At 69.4% G+C, this 18,024-nt stretch carries 15 protein-coding genes; 6 read left to right on the forward strand and 9 right to left on the reverse strand.

Annotated elements, in window-relative coordinates:
- Positions 1-17 precede the first annotated feature (17 nt).
- A complete protein-coding gene (locus tag AC3ENQ_RS00410; protein ID WP_431800643.1) occupies positions 18-512 on the forward strand; it encodes a DUF3093 family protein in 495 nt (164 codons plus the stop codon).
- A 61-nt stretch (positions 513-573) separates the two neighbouring features.
- Here AC3ENQ_RS00410 and AC3ENQ_RS00415 read toward each other — a convergent pair whose 3' ends face one another.
- The gene (locus tag AC3ENQ_RS00415; protein WP_431800645.1) at positions 574-867 is read right to left on the reverse strand and encodes a DUF4193 domain-containing protein; all 294 of its coding nucleotides are present in this window, start codon (positions 865-867) and stop codon (positions 574-576) included.
- 239 nt (positions 868-1,106) lie between these two features.
- Here AC3ENQ_RS00415 and sepH point away from each other — a divergent pair, with 239 nt between their 5' ends.
- Positions 1,107-2,123 carry a septation protein SepH gene (gene sepH, locus AC3ENQ_RS00420; RefSeq protein ID WP_431801702.1) on the forward strand — a complete coding sequence of 339 codons (1,017 nt, stop codon included), beginning with the start codon at positions 1,107-1,109 and terminating at the stop codon, positions 2,121-2,123.
- Between the two features lie 69 nt (positions 2,124-2,192).
- Here the strand turns inward: sepH and AC3ENQ_RS00425 are convergent, their stop codons facing one another.
- Positions 2,193-3,341, reverse strand: coding sequence for an alkaline phosphatase family protein (locus AC3ENQ_RS00425; RefSeq protein WP_431800647.1), 1,149 nt, complete (start codon positions 3,339-3,341; stop codon positions 2,193-2,195).
- Between the two features lie 78 nt (positions 3,342-3,419).
- Between AC3ENQ_RS00425 and AC3ENQ_RS00430 the strand changes: the two genes are divergently transcribed.
- The gene (locus AC3ENQ_RS00430) at positions 3,420-5,876 is read left to right on the forward strand and encodes a DNA gyrase/topoisomerase IV subunit A (protein WP_431800648.1); all 2,457 of its coding nucleotides are present in this window, start codon (positions 3,420-3,422) and stop codon (positions 5,874-5,876) included.
- Positions 5,877-5,924: 48 nt separating this feature from the next.
- Here AC3ENQ_RS00430 and AC3ENQ_RS00435 read toward each other — a convergent pair whose 3' ends face one another.
- Positions 5,925-6,587 (reverse strand): response regulator, encoded by a 663-nt coding sequence (locus AC3ENQ_RS00435; RefSeq protein ID WP_431800650.1) that lies wholly within the window; start codon positions 6,585-6,587, stop codon positions 5,925-5,927.
- A gap of 228 nt (positions 6,588-6,815) precedes the next feature.
- Here AC3ENQ_RS00435 and AC3ENQ_RS00440 point away from each other — a divergent pair, with 228 nt between their 5' ends.
- Positions 6,816-7,979, forward strand: coding sequence for a sensor histidine kinase (locus AC3ENQ_RS00440; protein WP_431801704.1), 1,164 nt, complete (start codon positions 6,816-6,818; stop codon positions 7,977-7,979).
- 397 nt (positions 7,980-8,376) lie between these two features.
- Here AC3ENQ_RS00440 and AC3ENQ_RS00445 read toward each other — a convergent pair whose 3' ends face one another.
- Positions 8,377-10,467, reverse strand: coding sequence for a DNA gyrase/topoisomerase IV subunit B (locus AC3ENQ_RS00445; protein ID WP_431800652.1), 2,091 nt, complete (start codon positions 10,465-10,467; stop codon positions 8,377-8,379).
- Between the two features lie 203 nt (positions 10,468-10,670).
- Here AC3ENQ_RS00445 and AC3ENQ_RS00450 point away from each other — a divergent pair, with 203 nt between their 5' ends.
- Both AC3ENQ_RS00450 and murJ read left to right on the forward strand, forming a co-directional pair.
- Positions 10,671-10,889 carry a DUF7455 domain-containing protein gene (locus AC3ENQ_RS00450; protein WP_431800654.1) on the forward strand — a complete coding sequence of 73 codons (219 nt, stop codon included), beginning with the start codon at positions 10,671-10,673 and terminating at the stop codon, positions 10,887-10,889.
- Positions 10,890-11,046: 157 nt separating this feature from the next.
- The gene (gene murJ, locus AC3ENQ_RS00455; RefSeq protein ID WP_431800656.1) at positions 11,047-12,648 is read left to right on the forward strand and encodes a murein biosynthesis integral membrane protein MurJ; all 1,602 of its coding nucleotides are present in this window, start codon (positions 11,047-11,049) and stop codon (positions 12,646-12,648) included.
- Positions 12,649-12,696: 48 nt separating this feature from the next.
- On the opposite strand, the gene AC3ENQ_RS00460 is transcribed toward murJ, so the two are convergent.
- From AC3ENQ_RS00460 to AC3ENQ_RS00480, 5 genes are all read right to left on the reverse strand, one after another.
- Positions 12,697-13,704, reverse strand: a complete 1,008-nt coding sequence (locus AC3ENQ_RS00460; RefSeq protein ID WP_431800658.1) for a sugar-transfer associated ATP-grasp domain-containing protein — start codon at positions 13,702-13,704, stop codon at positions 12,697-12,699.
- 34 nt (positions 13,705-13,738) lie between these two features.
- A complete protein-coding gene (locus AC3ENQ_RS00465; RefSeq protein ID WP_431800660.1) occupies positions 13,739-14,761 on the reverse strand; it encodes a sugar-transfer associated ATP-grasp domain-containing protein in 1,023 nt (340 codons plus the stop codon).
- A 1-nt stretch (position 14,762) separates the two neighbouring features.
- Positions 14,763-15,461: a coenzyme F420-0:L-glutamate ligase gene (locus tag AC3ENQ_RS00470; protein ID WP_431800661.1), complete on the reverse strand. Its 699-nt coding sequence runs from the start codon at positions 15,459-15,461 to the stop codon at positions 14,763-14,765.
- Positions 15,458-16,834: an RNA polymerase sigma factor gene (locus tag AC3ENQ_RS00475; RefSeq protein ID WP_431800663.1), complete on the reverse strand. Its 1,377-nt coding sequence runs from the start codon at positions 16,832-16,834 to the stop codon at positions 15,458-15,460. Before AC3ENQ_RS00475 ends, AC3ENQ_RS00470 begins: the two co-directional genes overlap by 4 nt.
- A 247-nt stretch (positions 16,835-17,081) precedes the next feature.
- Complete coding sequence (locus AC3ENQ_RS00480) at positions 17,082-18,005, reverse strand: proteasome assembly chaperone family protein (protein ID WP_431800665.1); 924 nt, start codon at positions 18,003-18,005, stop codon at positions 17,082-17,084.
- Positions 18,006-18,024: the final 19 nt, after the last annotated feature.

An 18,024-nucleotide genomic window follows, 5' to 3' on the forward strand; every position in this document is an offset into this window, starting at 1 on the left:
GGCTAGTGCACGCCCCCATGAACACCGACGTGAATACCGACGCTCCCGCGCGCTCAGCGGCACCCGCGGCGCCCACCTACCGCGAGCGACTGAGTCCGTCGTTGTGGACGCTTCTCAGCGCCGCCGTCGCCGCGCCGATGGTCTCGCTCGTGTTCGTGCCGTTGGATGCCACGGTCGCGCTCGTCGCGGGAGTCGTCGCCGCCGCGGTCATCCTCACCGCGCTGATCCTGCTCTGCCCCGTCATCGAGGTGCGCGGCGGTGAACTGCGGGTCGGACGCGCGCACATCCCGGTGTCCTACCTGGGAGATCCCGCAGGATTCGTCGGCGAACAGGCGCGTGCCATCCGCGGGCCGGGACTGCCGGCGACCGCGTGGCACGCGCTCCGTGGCGGCATCGACGGGGTGGTCGTCGTGCCGGTCGACGATCCGCGCGACCCGGTGACGGCGTGGGTGTTCTCCACGCGGACGCCCGATCGCGTGGTCGCGGCGATCCGACGGGCGCAACGCGGCTGAGCCGCCGCCGAGCGTCGAGACGTCCGGCCGACGGCGCTCGGCGCCGGTGACGACGTCGGCCTCAGGCGGCGCACTCGACGCAGATCGCGCCGATGGAGGACTCGTGGTCGATCTGGGTGCGGTGCTTGACGAGGAAGCACTCGACGCAGGTGAACTCGTCCTCCTGCGGAGGCAGCACGACGACGTCGAGCTCGAGGTCGGAGAGGTCGGCGCCGGGCAGTTCGAAACCGGACGGGTTGTCGGCGTCTTCGACGTCGACCGAACCGGACATCTTGTCGGGGACGCGCTCCTTCAGGGCCTCGATCGACTCGCTGTCGTCTTCGGTCTTGCGGGGGGCGTCGTAGTCGGTCGCCATGCTCTCACTTCCAGGATCTGACGGGTTCGTCCCCCGCTTCTTGGGCGAGGGGCGGCCATAGTTTGCACGAGCGCGGAGCTTTTCGCAAATGCGCGTCGTGAGCATCCCGCCATCCGACGGGTGCGACGACGAGAACTCGCGGCGCGCCCGCGTTATTCCCGGTGCTGAGCCCGGGCCGTGACACCATGACGAAGGCACTGTATTCGGTGCCGACGCAGGGATCTGGAGGCATGTCTCGCATGGAGCAGCTCAAAGTCATCGGAATCGAAGAGGGCGTGCTGGTCGTCGCCACCGAGACGGGTGAGCGTTTCGCGCTGCCGGTCGATGAGACGCTGCGCAGTCAGCTGCGGCGCATCGAGCGCGATGCCGAGCCCCGCACGGTGCGGCCGAGCCCGAAAGACATCCAGGCCCACATCCGCTCGGGGCTCTCGGCCGCCGAAGTCGCGGAACTGCTGGGCGCGCGCATCGAGGATGTGCAGCGATTCGAAGGACCGGTCCTCGCCGAGCGCGAGCACATCGTCGGGCAGGCCCTCGCGGTGCCCGTGCTGATCGCGGGAGAACTCGACCCGGGCGCGCAGCCGACCTTCGGCACCGCGGTGCGCACGAAGCTCGCCGATGCGGGCGCCGTGGGCGAGCGGTGGACGAGCTGGCGCGAGGAGAACGGCTGGATCGTCAAGCTCGAGTTCACCGCGAATGACGTCGACCACGACGCGCGGTGGAGCTTCGACCCGCGTCGCTCGACGCTCTCGCCGCTGAACTCCGACGCCACGCAACTCTCGCGGCAGGGCGCGCTCCCGGAGGGTCTCATCCCCCGTCTGCGCGCGCTCGACGCCAACCCGATGAAGGACTCGACGCGCTTCGACTCGGGCGCCTTCGGACCGCGCCGTCTCGACGTCGACCCCGAGCCCGTCGCTCCCGAGGAGCGCTCACCCGCGACCGCCGCGGTTCAGGAGGCGGCGATCAAGCGCGCCCCGGATGCCGCGGTCACCTCCGCCGAGACCGCCGACCTCCTCGAGGCGCTGCGCCGCCGTCGCGGGCAGCGAGAGCCGATGCCTCTGGAGGAGCCCGAGGAGCGCGCGCACAACCCGGTCGCCCTGTTCGACGCGCTCGAGCCGGGCTACGACGAGGCCCCGCCCGCGGAGCCCGAGGAGCCCTCGGCCGATGTGGGCTCCAGTGACGGTGCGCGGCGCAAGGGTCGCACCTCGATGCCCTCCTGGGACGAGATCGTCTTCGGCGCGCGCACCGAGGACGGCTGAGCGGGATCTCGATACACGCCGCTGCGCCGGCGTACTCGATCACCGATGGGTGCGTATGCGGCAGACGCGTCAGGCGCGCGCGAAGGCGCCCAAGCGGATGAGCGGGACGATCCGCTCCTGATCGGTCAGCGAGCCGTGTTGCCCGATCATACGCTGAGCGCGTTTGTCGGCGAGCCGGTCGTCATAGTAGGCGACCGTGCCGCGCGCGGCGATCAGCACGTCCCCGATCCGCGGCAGCACCTCGGCATCCACCACGGGCCCGTACAGGCCTGCCGCCACCGCCTCCGCGCGCGTGAGCACCCACGATCGTGACGCCTCCGAGGCGCGCCAGCGTTCCGCGACCCGCTCGGCGGCGCCCTCCACCGCATCGTCGCCCACGTAGAGCTGCAGCAGGCGCGGCTCGCCTGCGACGAGTGCGACCTCGTCGAGAAGCGCGTCCCCGTCCCGCAGCAGCACCTGCCGGTCGGCAGGCACGTCGACCATGCCGTGATCCGCGGTGACGACGATGCCGGTCTCGGGTGCGGCACGTTCGGAGAGGCGGCGGATGCCGGCATCCACGGACTCGAGGCCGTGCACCCACGCATCGCTCTCCCACCCGCGGGCGTGCCCGATCGTGTCGAGCTCGGGAACGTAGACGTAGACGAGCGCGCCGGGGTGGGTCGCGGCCGCATCGGCGGCGGCGGCGAACCGCTCCTCGGCCGTCTCGGCGGGAAGGAAGGTCGCGCCCCGCTGGATCGCTTGCGTGAACCCCGTCGCCGCGTACTTCGGCTTCGATACGACGAACACGGGGCGCCCCGCGGCCGCTTCGCGTTCGAACAGGGGCTCGGCGCGTTGCCAGGTCAGCGGGTCGAGTCCGTCGGTCTCCCAGCCTTTGAGCTGGTTCGGGGCGCTGAGAGTGCCGGGCACGCGGGCGCGGTACCCGACGATGCCGTGGATGCCGGCATCCTCCCCCGTCAGCAGGCTCGTGAGCGCCGTGGCCGTCGTCGCCGGGAAGACGGTGCGCGCGGCATCCTTCTTCGTCATCTGCGACGTGAGGAATCGCGCGTGGCCCCCGCGGGCGGTGAGGTTGCTGCGGCCGAGGCCGTCGACGACGACGACGATCGCCGATCGCGCCGTCGGGAACCAGTCCGGTGCGCCGGAGAGCGACCCGAGCACCTGCGGCACGACACCGGTGAGGCTCCGGGCCAACGGGGGGTCCGCGGGTAGGCTGAGTGACATCGGGGCCAGTCTCGCACACGGCGATGCGGCCCATCCGGTCCCACCACTCCGACTCTTACCCGAGGTCCACTCAGTTCCATGGCAGGTTCGCGCTCCGAGTCCATTCCCGAAGGTCACGGCCGCATCGAAGACGTCGACGTCTCCGCGGAGATGCAGGACTCGTTCCTCGAGTACGCCTACTCGGTCATCTACTCGCGCGCCCTCCCCGATGCCCGCGACGGTCTGAAGCCCGTCCAGCGCCGCATCCTCTTCCAGATGGCCGACATGGGCCTGCGCCCCGACCGCGGTCACGTCAAGAGCGCCCGCGTCGTCGGCGAGGTCATGGGAAAGCTCCACCCGCACGGGGATTCCGCGATCTACGACGCCCTCGTGAGGCTGTCCCAGGCGTTCGCCCTGCGCGTGCCGCTCGTCGACGGGCACGGTAACTTCGGTTCGCTCGACGACGGGCCCGCCGCCGCGCGGTACACCGAGGCGCGTCTGGCGCCGGCCGCGCTCGCCCTGACCGAGAACCTCGACGAGGACGTCGTCGACTTCATCCCGAACTACGACGGGCAGTTCCAGCAGCCCGAGGTCCTCCCCGCAGCCTTCCCGAACCTGCTCGTCAACGGCGCGACCGGCATCGCGGTCGGCATGGCGACCAACATGGCGCCGCACAACCTCATCGAGGTCGTCGCCGCCGCGATCCACCTGCTCGACAATCCCGAGGCGACGACGGCCGAGCTCATGGAGTTCGTGCCGGGACCCGATCTCCCCGGCGGCGGCATCATCGTGGGGCTCGACGGCATCACAGAGGCGTACGAGAGCGGCCGTGGCACCTTCCGCACGCGCGCGAAGGTGTCGGTGGAGTCGCTCGGCCCGCGTCGCACCGGCCTCGTCGTCACGGAGTTGCCGTACATGGTCGGCGCCGAGCGGGTGATTGAGAAGATCAAGGATGCCGTCAACGCGAAAAAGCTCACGGGCATCGCCGACGTCACCGACCTCACCGACCGGAACCACGGCCTGCGCCTCGTCATCGGCATCAAGACCGGTTTCGACCCGAACGCGGTCCTCGAGCAGCTCTACCGGCTGACGCCGCTCGAGGACTCCTTCGGCATCAACAACGTCGCCCTCGTCGACGGCCAGCCGCAGACCCTCGGGCTCAAGCCTCTCCTGCGCGTCTACCTCGACCATCGCATCCAGGTCGTCACGCGGCGCAGCCGCTTCCGTCTGGCGCGCAAGCAGGAGCGCCTCCACCTCGTCGAGGGGCTCCTGATCGCGATCCTCGACATCGACGAGGTCATCCAGGTCATCCGCGCCTCCGACGACGGCGAGCAGGCACGCACGCGCCTCATGAGCGTGTTCGACCTGTCGCAGCAGCAGGCCGAGTACATCCTCGAACTGCGTCTGCGTCGCCTGACGAAGTTCTCCCGCATCGAGCTCGAAGCCGAGCGCGACCAGTTGAAGGCCGAGATCGCAGCGCTCGAGGAGCTCCTCGGCAGCGAGGCGCTCCTGCGCGCCCAGGTCGCCCGTGAGCTCGACGCCGCCGCCGAGACCTTCGGGACACCCCGGCGCACGCTCCTTCTCAACGGCGGACCCGTAGCCGCGCGGTCGCGGTCGGCGGCGCCCGCCGACCTGCAGATCGCGGACGAGCCGTGCCGCGTCTTCCTCTCGGCGACCGGTCGCATGGTGCGGGCCGCTCTCAGCCCTGAGGGCGGCGTTGTCGCCCCGACGCGGCGCGCGAAGCACGACGCGATCCGCAGCGCCGTCGACACGACGACCCGCGGGGATATCGGCGCGGTGACGAGCGCGGGCCGCCTCGTACGTTTCTCCCCCGTCGACCTGCCGTCCGTGCCTGCAGGCGCCGTCCAACTCGCGGCGGGCACCAGGGCCGATCAGTACCTCGGGCTCGGATCCGGCGAGCACGTCGTCGCGATCGTCCCGCTCAGCGACCACGTCATCGCCCTGGGCACCCGTCACGGCACGGTCAAGCGCGTGTCGACGGCGGAGCTCGCGGCCGGAAAGCACGACATCGAGATCATCGCGTTGAAGGACGGCGACAGCGTCGTCGGTGCCGGGCTCAGCCGCGACGGCGGGGAGCTCGTCTTCGTCGCGTCCGACGCGCAGCTCCTGCGCTTCGACGCCGACGCCGTGCGCCCGCAGGGCCGGGCGGCGGGCGGCATGGCCGGCATCCGCCTCTCGCCCGGAGCGGAGGTCATCGCCTTCGCGACGGTCTCCGCCACCGCGTCGACCTCCTCCGACACCGTCGTCGTCACGATCGCGGGCTCCACGCAGGCGATCGCCGGCACCGATGCCGGAAGCGCCAAGGTGTCGGCCTTCACGGAGTTCCCGGCCAAGGGCCGCGCGACCGGCGGCGTGCGCGCGCAGCGCTTCCTGAAGGGCGAGGACGCGCTCACGATCGCCTGGGTCGGCGCCGACCCTCGCGCGGTCGGCGCGGACGGCTCGGTGCGCCAGCTTCCGGCATCCGGCGCGAAGCGGGATGCCTCGGGCCAGATGCTCGACGCCGTGGTCGGCGCCGTCGGCGCGCCCATCGCGTGATCGGGGCCGCGGCCCGGTCAGGAGCGTGGACGCGTGCCTCCGCGCGTCTCAGCCGATCGTGACGAGGCCGAGTTCGGCAGCCCGGATCAGTACCTGGATGCGGTCGCGCACGCCCCACTTCGCCGTGATCCGCCCGAGGTGCGACTTCACCGTCGCCTCCGACACGAACATCGCGGCGCCGATCTCGGCGTTCGATTTGCCCTGAGCGAGCAGTTCGACCACTTCCAGTTCCCGCTCGGTCAGCTCTTCGTCGCGTCCGAGGGACCGCGATGGAGGCGCCTTCGAGGTCTCCACCGACGAGATGAGTTCCTTCGCGACGCGCGGCGAGAGCACGTACCCGCCCTCGTGGGCGAGTCGGGCAGCATCCAGGATGCCGTCGGGGGACGTGTCCTTGACGAGGTAACCGGACGCCCCCGCGCTCAGCATCGGCACGATGACGCGCTCGGCGGAGAACGTGGTCAGCGCGACGACCTTGATGCCGGGGAACTCGTGCGTGAGCCGGCGCGTCGCCTCGATGCCGTCCATCGTGGGCATCTGCACGTCCATGAGGACGACGTCGGGTGACACCGCGCGGACGAGGGTCACCGCGTCGGCGCCGTTATCCGCCTCGCCCACGAGCGCGAAGTCGGGCGAGGATTCGATGAACACGCGCAGCGCGGCGCGCACCAGCGACTCGTCGTCCACGATGATCACTCGAATCGGCTCGGTCACATCGCCATCCTACGGACGCTCAGCGGTGGTCTCCGCCGCACGCCGCTGCTCGGATTCGACGAAAGTCGCAAGTGGTCTCGACCTTCGTCTCTCGTGCGCGAAGACGTCTGTTTGAAGAATCGATTCGAGCACTTGAAGGAGGTGACGACATGAGTGTATGGGACATTATCGGCCGCATGATGGGCCTCTGGAAGTGAGGACGCACGAGATAATCGCGTTGTGACATTGATGCGTGCGACCCTCACCCGCTACGCGCGTGCGCCGTTCTGGAGCTACGAGCCGCTGCGCCCTGTGGTGCGCCGCGTCCTCATCGTCATCGTCGCGCTGCTCCTCATTCTCGACTCGCTGTTGCGCGCGACCAGTGGCACACAGACAAGCCTGTCGCGAGCGATCATCACCACGAGCATCACAGTCGCCGTCGCACTCTTCGTGTGGCGTCCGCCGATCGCGACAAGCGTCCTTATCGTCGCGATGATCCTCGCTGCGGCATCGGGCGTAGCTCGGGACAGTCTGCTTGCGTGCGCCGTGGCCTTCGGTCTCGTCGCGCTTACCTGCAGTGCACGCCTCTGCGCGGTCTATGGCATCGTGTGGCTCGCGTGGCTCGGGGTGGAAGTGTGGCGGCCAGAATCGGGACTTGACCTTCTCCCCTCGGTCGTCATTTCCGTCGTCGCCCTGATCAGCCTCGTCATCGGCGCCGCGATCAGGCAACAGAACGATAGGTCGAAAATGCTGGCACGTCAGCTCGAGGAGAGCGAACGCGAAGTCGCGGAACAGCTGAGACACGAGCGTGACCTCATCGCGGACGAGCTGCACGATATCGTCGCCCACGAGATCACGATCGTCGCCCTCCACGCCGCCGTGCTCGAACGCACCGAGGACGCCCAGACCCGCACGCAGTCGCAGACGGCGATCCGCGAAGCCGCGGTACAAGCACTGACCGACATTCGCCGAGTGCTGGGCATGGTGCGCGGCGAAGAGAACCTCTCCCCCGAACGCATCCCCTCGCCCGACAGCATCGACGGCACGATCGCGGCCGTCCGCAGGGAACTCGCGCGGGCCGGCGTCACGGTGACCGCCGATGTGCCCGAAGAGATCCGCCTTCCGGGCGCGTCGCTCGTCGCCCTGACGCGCGTCATCCGAGAGAGCGCGACGAACGTGCTCAAGCACGCGACCGGTGCCGAGAACGTCCGCATCACCCTGACCGTCGAGCGCGGGTGGGCCCATCTGGAGTTCGCCGACGACTCGCCTCCGGCCCGCACCGCCGGTCTGCCGTCGTCCGGGTATGGCATCGTCCGTCTGCAGGAGCGCTTCCGACTGTTCGGCGGCTCGTTCTCAGCGGGGCGTCGCGCGGAGGGATGGGTCGTCACCGCGTCGCTGCCGCTGTCCTCCTGACCGCCGCGATGTAGACGAAAGTCGCAAGCGGACTAGCCGTTCGTCGGGCGCAGGCGGGCGCGCGTCTGCTTAGTCTTGAAGAGCCGAAGAACCGGTCCCCAGTCGGTTCTTCACTGAGCGCCCGACGCACGGTCGTGATTTCGGGGACGATGGTCCGCGATCTGCACCGTCGTCATCACGATGTTGCGAGGGCGCCGCGGCGATGGCCCGAAACCGATCCCCCCAGCTCGGTTTCGGGCCCCGCGCGTTTCCGGGCTCATATCAGCGCTCGCGAATCACCGCCGCTTTCGCGAATCACCCGTGATTGCGCGCGAAAGCAGCGGTGACTCGCGCAACGAGCGGTGATTCGCGAGCACGTGGGGCGCGCGTGGGCGCGTGAGGCGCGGGATGCCGGGGCTCAGGCGTCGATCGACTCGCGGTCGAGGCGGTCGCTCGACGTCACGATGAAATCGCGCCGCGGCGCCACGTCGCTGCCCATGAGCAGCTCGAACACGGTCGACGCGGCCTCGGCATCCTGCACGCGCACGCGGCGGAGCGTGCGCCCGACCCGGTCCATCGTCGTCGTCGCGAGCTGATCGGCATCCATCTCGCCGAGGCCCTTGTACCGCTGCACCGGCTCCTGCCAGCGCCGACCCGACTTCTGCAGCCGTGCGAGGAGGGTGTGCAGCTCCTTCTCGGAGTATGTGTATACGGTCTCGTTCGGCTTCGAGCCGGGATTGACGATGATGACGCGGTGCAGCGGCGGGACGGCGGCGTAAACGCGCCCTTCCTCGATGAGCGGCCGCATATAGCGGAAGAAGAGGGTGAGCAGAAGCGTCCGGATGTGCGCGCCGTCGACGTCGGCGTCGCTCATCAGGATGATCTTGCCGTAGCGCGCCGCGTCGAGATCGAACGACCGACCCGATCCGGCGCCGATGGTCTGGATGATCGCCGCGCACTCCGCGTTCGAGAGCATGTCGCTGATCGACGCCTTCTGCACGTTCAGGATCTTGCCGCGGATCGGCAGCAGCGCCTGATACTCGCTGTTGCGCGCGTGCTTCGCCGTGCCGAGGGCCGAGTCGCCCTCGACGATGAAAAGCTCCGACTGCACGACGTCGTTCGTGCGGCAGTCGGCGAGCTTCGAGGGCAGCGACGAGGACTCGAGCGCGTTCTTGCGGCGCTGGGTCTCTTTGTGGGTGCGCGCCGAGATGCGCGCCTTCATCTCCGAGACGACCTTCTCGAGCAGCTGAGCGGTCTGCGCCTTGTCCTCGCGCTTGGTCGACGCGAAGCGTGCGGTCAGCTCCTTCGCCACGACGTTCGCGACGATCGCGCGGACCGCGGGGGTGCCGAGCACCTCCTTGGTCTGGCCCTCGAACTGCGGCTCGGGGAGGCGCACCGTGAGCACAGCGGTGAGCCCGGCGAGGATGTCGTCCTTTTCGACCTTGTCGCTGCCGACCTTGAGGCGGCGCGCGTTCTGCTCGACCTGGCTGCGGAGGATCTTCATGAGACCCTGCTCGAAGCCGGCCTGGTGCGTGCCGCCCTTGGGCGTCGAGATGATGTTCACGAACGAGCGGGTGATCGTGTCGTATCCAGTCCCCCACCGCACCGCGATGTCGACCTCGCACGTGCGCTCGACCTCGGTGGGGACCATCGCGCCCCCGGGCTGGAGGACGGGGACGGTTTCGGTGAACGTGCCGGATCCGGTGAGGCGCCAGGTGTCGGTGATCGCGGCATCCGGCGCGAGGAACTCGGCGAACTCGGAGATGCCGCCGTCGAACCGGTACACGGTCGTGCGCGCCTCGTCCGCCGCCTCGGCGTCGGCCGACGGGCGCTCGTCGGTGATGTCGATCTCGAGGCCGGGGACGAGGAACGCAGTCTGACGCGCGCGCTGCTCGAGCTCGTCGAGGTGGAACGCGGCCTCCTTCGTGAAGATCTGCCGATCGGCCCAGTAGCGGATGCGCGTTCCGGTGACGCCCTTCGCCGCCTTGCCGACGACGCGGAGCTCGGATGCCTTCTCGAACGGCGTGAACGGGGCGTCGGGGCCGGGGCCGGCGAACACGCCCGGCTCGCCCCGGTGGAACGACATGGCGTAGGTCTTGCCCGCCCGATCGACCTCGACATCGAGCCGCTCGCTGAGCGCGTTGACGACGGACGCGCCGACGCCGTGGAGCCCGCCGGAGGCCGCGTACGATCCCCCGCCGAACTTGCCGCCCGCGTGCAGCTTCGTGAAGACGACCTCGACGCCCGTGAGGCCCGTTCGTGGCTCGACGTCGACGGGGATGCCGCGGGCGCGGTCGCGCACCTCGACACTGCCGTCGGCGTGCAGGAAAATGTCGATCTGCGAGCCGTACCCGGCAAGAGCCTCGTCGACCGAGTTGTCGATGATCTCCCACACGCAGTGCATGAGGCCGCGCGAGTCGGTCGAGCCGATGTACATGCCGGGGCGCTTGCGGACGGCCTCGAGCCCCTCGAGAACCTGGAGGTGATGGGCGGAGTACTCGGCGGTCACAATCTCCAAGCGTAAGCCGGGGGGCGGACACGACGGCGCCGACACACGGCGTCACAGGGTGGCGCAACGCGGCCGACGCATTCTCGACACGCAGCCCCGTACGCGTACAGCGAAATGTGACCGGATCGCGGCATACCTGCAACATTCACGTGGTTGTATGTCAGAGAACCGCACGCGATCGCATGTACCGAGGAGGAACCGAAATGAGCATGTCGACCACCGCAGAACCGGGCGTCCTCGAGTACCGACTGACGGCCACCGACCGTTGCGACTCCTGCGGCGCGCAGGCCTACATCGCCGCGGAGGTCAACGGCAGCGAGTTGCTCTTCTGCGCCCACCACGGCCGCAAGTACGAAGAGAAGCTCCGCGCCGTCGCCACCTCGTGGCACGACGAGACGGCGCGCCTCTCCCAGGCAGTCTGATCCCAGGCCGTCTGATCCCAGGCCGTCCGACACTTTCCGACGAGACTCCCATCCGCCGCGGACACTCCGCGCCGGGTGGGAGTCTTAGTCTGGAGAGCATGACGCGCAACAGCCCTCCCCCGGTCCACTCGCTCTCGGGCGACCGGCCGCAGGCTCTGTGAGCGGCGCACGCGCCAGCGCGACGATCGCCACCGGGACCATGGTGTCCCGTGTCACCGGCCTCGTCCGCACGGTCGTCCTCGTCGTCGCGCTGGGCTCCCTGGAGACGCCCGCCGGCAACGCGTTCGCGATCGCCAACCAGCTTCCGAACAACATCTTCGCCCTCGTCTCGTCGGGGCTGTTCGCGGGCGTCCTCGTCCCCCAGATCGTCAAGGCGGCCGCGCACCGTGACGGTGGGAGCGCCTTCGTCTCCAAGCTCATCACGCTCGGCACGGTCGCGGTCGGCGCCGTGACGCTGCTGGCGGTGTCGCTCGCGCCCCTCATCGTCCTCATCTACAGCGGACGGATGTCGTCCGACGCGATCGCTCTCACCCTCGCGTTCGCCTACTGGTGCCTGCCGCAGCTCTTCTTCCTCGGGCTGTACGCGCTGCTCGGCGAGATCCTCAACGCCCGCCGCGTCTTCGGCCCGTACGCGTGGTCGCCGGTCGTCAACAACATCGTCTCGATCGTGGGGTTCCTCGCCTTCATCGCCGTATTCGGCCCGACCCGCAGTGCCATCGGGTGGACGCCCGGGATGATCGCGCTGATGGCGGGGACAGCGACCGCGGGTATCGCCGTGCAGACCATCGTGCTGCTGCTGTTCTGGAAGCGCGCGGCCCTCACCGTCCGCCCCGACTTCCAGTGGCGCGGCATCGGCCTGCGTCAGATGGGACGGCTTGCCGGGTGGACCTTCCTCATGGTCGTCGCCGGTCAGATCGCGGGCGCCGTGCAGGTGAATCTCGTCGGCGCCGCGTCGGAGGCGGGCGCCGCCAGCGCCGCCCTGCAGTACGCGTGGGTGGTGTTCATCCTCCCCTACTCGGTGATCGTGCTCTCCATCGTCACGCCGTACTACACGCAGCTCAGCGAGCACGCCGCCGCGGGCGACGGCGCCGCCGTCCACACCGACCTGCGCACCTCGGGCCGGATCATCGCGATGTTCATCGTCGCGGCGCTCGCGGCGATGCTCGTGGCGATCCTGCCGATCTCGCGCGTCTTCACCGACAATGCCTCGCAGTCCGGCCAGTTCGCGGCGATCCTCGCTGCCTACCTGCTCGCCCTCATCCCGCTGGCGATCCAGGCGCCCCTGACGCGCGCGTTCTTCGCCTATCACGACACGTTCCACCCGTTCGTGTTCACGCTCGTCCAGTGCGTCCTCGTCGTGATCACGGCGCTCATCGCGGCAGCCACCCTTCCCCTGGTCTGGCTCGCCTTCGGTATCGCTCTCGGCCAGTCGATCTCGAACATCGTGCAGGTCGTGCTCGCGGCTCTGCTGCTCCGCCGCAAGATCGGCGCGACCGGGGTGCCGGCGGCGCTGCAGGCGTATGCGTCGTTCGGCATGCGCGCGCTTCCTGCCGCTGCCGCGGGCGCCGGCGTGGCCGCCGCGCTCGGTGGCTTCGGGAACGGGACGGGCTGGGCGCTGTCGGGCATCGCGCCGGCGATCATCGCGACCGCGCTCATCGGCGGCACCGTCGTCGTGGTCTACGCGCTGACGCTCATCGTGACCCGGACACCCGAGATGCGTCCGATCGTGCAGAAGCTCCGCGCCCGGCTGGGGCGCTGATCCGGCGAGCGAGCCGCGACGCAGCGGCCGCGTACGACACGCGCGAGGTCAGAACGACACGGCGTCCTGATACGTCTTGAGCAGGCCCGTCCGGACTCCCGACGCCGAGGGCTTCGGCTGGAAGACGCTCGAGTTGTGGTTCCCCTCGATGACGACCGGGCCCGACTCGGTGATCGCGAGATCCCAGCCGACGTAGGGCGCTTCGGGCGTGCGCCGCGCGAGGCTCTCCGCCAGGGCGACGACCTCGTCGTACTTCGGCACCTCGAAGCCCACGATCGGAACCCCGGTGACGGGGTGGACGTCGTAGACGTTGCTGTTCTTGTCGACGCCCGGGTAGAGGGCGCGCCCCTCGGCATCCAGCATCGTGTACATGCCGCCGGAGGCGAAGTTGTCGATCGATCCGCCGTTGCCGATCCGCAGGACCGCCGCGAGCAGGCGCACCTCACCGTCGGGGCGGAGGAACGTGATGAGGCGGACGGTGTTGACGCTGCCGGGGTAGACCTCCGACATCCGCGGGTGCTGCGTGATGAACTCGTCGACCACGCTCTGGCCGGCTGCCATCACCTCGGCGCGGAACGCTGCGGCATCCGTGTCGGGGGCGACCTCGCGCACGGTGATGCCGCCGCCGCCCTGGCCGTCGACCTGCTTCGTGATGACCTTGGGATGCCGGGCGAGGAACGCGCCGAGCGTCGCGTCGTCCACGTCGCGCAGGTCGATCGTCTCGCGGCCGAGGAGGTCCGCGTACTCCACCGCGAACCGGCGCTTGTCCTCGAGCTTCGCCCGCCCTTCGGGTGTGTTGTGCAGGCGCGTGATGCGGAACGACTTCGGGTGGGTCATCCACGTCGCCCGCTCGGCGCGGTTCAGCAGGCGGATGTCCCACACGGCGTAGTCGCGGAAACCCATGTCGTACTTCACCGAGCACCACAGCATGTCCGCGACGATCACCGGTGTCGGCGCCTTCGAGACGCGCCCCACCTGCTGGGCGAACTCGAACAGGTTCCGCACGCGGATGTTCCGCGCACGGTCGATCAGGTAACCGAGTCGGACGTTGGCCATGCGGGGTTCTCCTCGTGGATCGGACAGCGCCGGGTCAGAATCTCATCGCGGCCCGGTACCGCGGCAGGAGACCCTGGCGGATGCCCGACACCGAGGGCTTCGACTGGAAGACGCCCGAGTTGTGGTTGCCCTCGATGACGACGGGGCCGTCGGGGGTGATCGCGATGTCCCAACCGATGTAGGGCATCTCGGGGACGCGCCGGGCGAGCGTGTCGACGAGAGCTTTGACCTCGTCGAACAGCGGCACCTGGTACCCGGTGATCTCGACGCCGGTCGAAGGATGCACGGCGAACGCGTGCCCCTCCTCGTCGCTCGCGGGGTGCAGGGCTCGGCCATCGTCACCGAGCATCGTGTACATGCCGCCGTTGCTGAAGTTGTCGATGATCCCGCCGTTGCCGATCTTCAGCACCGCCGCGAGGATGTGCACCTCGTCATCGGGGTCGCGATAGGCGACGACCCGCAGCGAGTTGACGCTCCCGGGGTAGAGCCTGGCCATGTCCTCGTGCTGGACGATGAGCTGCTCCGCGAGCACCTGGCCCGCATCGGTGAGCGTCCGCCGGGCATCCGCGGCGGTGCCGAGGTCGGCGCTGTCGCGGATCTGGATGCCGTTGCCACCGACTCCCGAGGGGTCCTTCGTGATGACGCGGTCATGACGCGAGAGGAACGCGGCGAGGTCGTCGTCGGATGCCGAGCGGATGTCGATCCACTCGCGCCCCAGCTCGCCCTGGAACCGCCCGGCGAACTCGATCTTGTCGTCGAAGGCGGCACGCACGGCGTCGTCGTTGAGGCGGCGGGAGAGGTGGAACGACTTCGGGTCGGTCATGTACGTCGACCGTTCCCGCCCGGAGAGGATGCGGAAGTCCCACTCCGAGTAGTTCTCGAACGTCGCCTCGTACCGCACGGCGCACCAGGCCATGTCGAGCGTGACCCACCACAGCGGGGCCTTCGAGAGCCGCGCCGACTGGCGCGCGAACTGCACCACCCGCTCGCGATCGAACGAGGTCACACGCCGGACGAAGAAGCGCGCCTTGCGATAGGCGCGGTCGAGCGCGCCCACGCTACGCCTTCCGGACGATGCCGAGCGGCGTGGACTGGTGGCCCTGGCCCAGCGGGTTGTCACGCAGGATGCCGACGAGCTGCTGCTCGCCCTGGGCGTCGAGCGTCGAGCCGAGGATGTTGCCGCCGATGTCGTTGATGTCGACGACGGCGACCTCCGCGCCCGTTCCGAGGAGCGCCTTCAGGTGCGCCGAGACCCCGTCGGGGTCTTCGGGGCCGAGGACGACGGCCTTGTTGTACGGCGGGATGGTGCCGGAGGTCGGCCCGTCGATCGCGCGCGCCTTGTCGCCGGCGATGCGGTAGAAGTCTCCGCGTCGCCCGAAGACCTTCGTCACCGCGCTGACGCCGGCGGCGAAGAGGATGCGCGGCGTGCCGCACTCGCGGAGGGCCATCTCCATCGTCTCCGGCATGCCGAGGCCGATCCCGTAGGGGGTGCGCGTGACGTACTTCGAGAGGAAACGCGCGAGCGGGCGCGGCGTGATCTCGTCGAGCGTGTACGAGCGGCCCTGCGTGATGGCGACGATCTTCTCCGTGACGAATAGCGTGTCGCCGGGCTCGGTCAGCCCCGTCGCGTACTCGGTGATGAACGCGTCGAGGTCGTCGCCGGGCAACACGACGCGCGTGCGGATCGGGATGCGCTTGAACGTGCCCGCGTCGGTCGTGACCGACAGCACTTTGCCGTCGTTGGGGGTCTCGCTCATTCGAGGTAGTCCCGCAGCGACTGCGACCGCGACGGGTGGCGGAGCTTGGCCATGGTCTTCGACTCGATCTGGCGGATGCGCTCACGCGTCACCCCGAACGTGTCACCGATCTGGTCGAGCGTCTTGGGCTGCCCGTCGCCGAGGCCGAAGCGCATGCGGATGACGCCCGCCTCGCGCTCGCTGAGCGAGTCGAGGAGCGACTCCAGCTGACGCTGCAGCATCGTGAAGCCGACGGCGTCGGCCGGGACGACGGCCTCGGTGTCCTCGATGAGGTCGCCGAACTCGCTGTCGCCGTCCTCGCCGAGGGGCGTGTGCAGCGAGATCGGCTCGCGGCCGTACTTCTGCACCTCGATGACCTTCTCGGGGGTCATGTCGAGCTCGCGGCTGAGCTCCTCGGGCGTGGGCTCGCGGCCCAGATCCTGCAGCATCTGACGCTGCACGCGGGCGAGCTTGTTGATGACCTCGACCATGTGCACCGGGATGCGGATGGTACGCGCCTGGTCGGCCATGGCGCGGGTGATCGCCTGGCGGATCCACCACGTGGCGTACGTCGAGAACTTGAAGCCCTTGGTGTAGTCGAACTTCTCCACGGCGCGGATGAGGCCGAGATTCCCCTCCTGGATGAGGTCGAGGAACTGCATGCCGCGGCCCGTGTAGCGCTTGGCGAGCGACACCACGAGGCGGAGGTTCGCACCGAGCAGGTGGCTCTTCGCGCGCTGACCGTCGCGGGCGACCCACTGCAGATCGAGGCCGAGCTGGCTCGACTTCTCGGCGGCGGACATGTGCGAGAGCTTCTCCTCGGCGAACAGGCCCGCCTCGATGCGCATCGCGAGCTCGACCTCTTCGGCCGCGTTCAGGAGCGGCACCTTGCCGATCTGCTTCAGATAGTCCTTGACCGGGTCGGCGGTCGCGCCGGTGATCTGCGTCGAGTAGACGGGCACGTCGTCCTCGTCGCTCGACGAGATGACGATCGCCCCGGTCGGGAGCGGCTCGGTGAACGCGGGCTTCGTGGTGCCCTCGTCGTCGTCCTCGTCGTCCGCGTCGTCGCCCGACTTCTTGGCGTCCTTCGGCGCGGCGTCGTCGCTGTCGTCGCCGGCATCCGTGTCGTCGCCGTCGTCGGGCGTCTCGAGCTCTTCGTCGTCGATCTCGACGTCCTCGTCGTCCTTCTTCTTCTTCGCGGTGGGCTTCGCCGCTGCGGGCTTCTTGGCTGTCGGCTTCTTCGCGGCGGGCTTCTCCGCCGCGGCTGCAGCCTTCTTCGCGGGAGCCTTGGCGGCGGTCTTGCGCGCTGCCGCAGGGGCCTCGACGGTCTCCTGCGCGGTCGTTTCGGTGTCGTCCGTCTTGCGCGTACGGGTGGTCTTCGTGCCGGAAGTCACGTCTCGCCTTTCACCGACGGGGGCGCCGGGGGGTTTCGGACACTAGTAAGACCCTTGTCAAGTCCGGCGTAGCGATCCGCGAGGGATGCCACACCGTGAAGACAACGGGTCGGGTGTCCTATTGTCGCATACCTCAGCCTGCGAACCTGCCCTCAACCTGCGAAGCTGCGGCGGGCCGATGCGTGCGTCGGACCTCAACGACAACGTCGGCGGCGGCCCTGGCATTCCGCGGTACGTGCGAACGCGCTCAGCGCCGCCCGCGCTTGTCGTCGCCGTCGCGGCGGTCGGCGAGGAACCGCTCGAGTTCGGCGGCGAGCTCGTCGGCGCTCGGCAGGTCACCCGTGTGGATGATCGGCTGGGCCTGGGTCGACCCCGCCATGTACGCGTCGTAACGTTCTTCGAGGGTGTGGAGCATCGTCGTGAGCTCGGCGTTTCCCTCGACCTGGTCGTCGACCTTCGCGAGATAGTCGCGGTTCTCCTCGCGGATCTCGTCGCCGTCGAACACGAGCCCCGTCGCCACCGAGACGCTGTCGAGCCCCGCCAGGGCGGATGCCGGGTAGTCGGTGTCGGCGAGGTAGTGGGGCACGAGGAGCACGAACCCGGCGGTGGTGTGGCCGCTCTCGGAGAGGCGCAGCTCGAGGAGGTGCCCCATCGTCGCGGGCACCTGCGTGTGCGGCTTCCACACCGAGTGCGCCTCCGTCAGCTCCGCGCGGTTGCCGCTCACCGTCGTGCCGATCGGGCGCGTGTGCGGGACCGGCATGGGGATCGCGTGCACCCACGTGACCGATGAGACCTGCAGCCCCTCGGCGAGACCGACGACGGTATCGGCGAAGGCATCCCACGCGAAGTCCGGTTCGTAGCCGGCGAGCAGCACGAAGGGCTGTCCCAGGGTGTCATGGGCGAGCGAGAGCTCGAGCCGCGGCGGCCGGTAGTCGACCAGGTGATCGCCGTCGAACGTGACGGCGGGACGCCGGGCACGGTAGTCGAGCAGCACGTCGGCCGAGAACACGACGACCGGCGACGGATCGAGGTCGTCGCGGAAGAGGTCGATCATCCGGGAGACCGCACCCCCGGCATCCGTGAAACCGGTCAAGGCGATGACGAGCGGAAGCCCCGCGGGCACGGGAGGTGCCGACGCGACGCGCTCGTACAGGGGACCGCTCAAGGGCATGCATCAACTCTACGAGCCG

The sequence above is a fragment of the Microbacterium sp. bgisy203 genome (assembly GCF_057706945.1).